The sequence below is a fragment of the Sporosarcina sp. JAI121 genome, from assembly GCF_013408665.1.
Lineage (GTDB): Bacteria > Bacillota > Bacilli > Bacillales_A > Planococcaceae > Sporosarcina.
Genome location: NZ_JACCCL010000001.1, coordinates 695989 through 697039, shown reverse-complemented (window position 1 = coordinate 697039; position 1051 = coordinate 695989). Strand labels below are relative to the sequence as shown.

Annotated in this window: 1 protein-coding gene; it reads left to right on the top strand. The window is 62.3% G+C overall.

Going from position 1 to position 1051, the window contains the following annotated elements; genetic code table 11:
• On the top strand, positions 1 to 1051 hold a 1051-nt coding region (locus tag HDC33_RS03200), incomplete at both ends, for a collagen-like domain-containing protein (RefSeq protein WP_179391068.1).

Sequence of the window (1051 nt, the reverse complement as noted above, 5' to 3'; positions counted from 1 at the left end):
ACTGGTGCCACCGGTGCTACTGGCGTTACTGGTGCTACTGGCGCTACTGGACCTACTGGTGCTACGGGCGCTACGGGCGACATCGGACCTACTGGACCTACTGGCGCTACTGGCGCTACCGGCGCTACGGGCGACATTGGACCTACTGGACCTACTGGCGTTACTGGTGCTACTGGCGTTACTGGTGCTACTGGCGTTACTGGTGCTACTGGCGTGACTGGCGCTACCGGCGACATTGGACCTGCTGGCGCTACGGGAGCTACTGGCGTGACTGGTGCTACCGGTGCTACTGGCGTGACTGGTGCCACCGGTGCTACTGGCGTTACTGGTGCTACTGGTGCTACTGGCGCTACTGGACCTACTGGTGCTACGGGCGCTATGGGCGACATCGGACCTACTGGACCTACTGGCGCTACCGGCGCTACTGGCGACATTGGACCTACTGGCGTTACTGGTGCTACTGGCGTGACTGGCGCTACCGGCGCCATTGGACCTGCTGGTGCTACGGGAGCTACTGGCGCTACTGGCGCTACCGGTGCTACTGGCGACATTGGACCTACTGGTGCTACTGGTGCTACGGGCGACATTGGACCTACTGGTGCTACTGGTGCTACGGGCGACATTGGACCTACTGGACCTACTGGCGTTACTGGTGCTACGGGCGCTACGGGCGACATTGGACCTACTGGTGCTACTGGCGTTACTGGTGCTACGGGCGCTACGGGCGCTACGGGCGACATTGGACCTATTGGACCTACTGGTGCTACTGGCGCTACGGGCGCTACGGGCGACATTGGACCTACTGGACCTACGGGCGTGACTGGTGCTACTGGTGCTACTGGTGCTACTGGTGCTACTGGCGACATCGGACCTACTGGTGCTACGGGAGCTACTGGCGTGACTGGTGCTACGGGCGCAACCGGCGACATTGGACCTGCTGGACCTGCTGGCGCGACTGGTGCTACGGGCGCAACCGGCGACATCGGACCTGCTGGACCTACTGGTGTTACTGGTGCTACGGGCGGCATCGGACCTACTGGACCTACTGGTG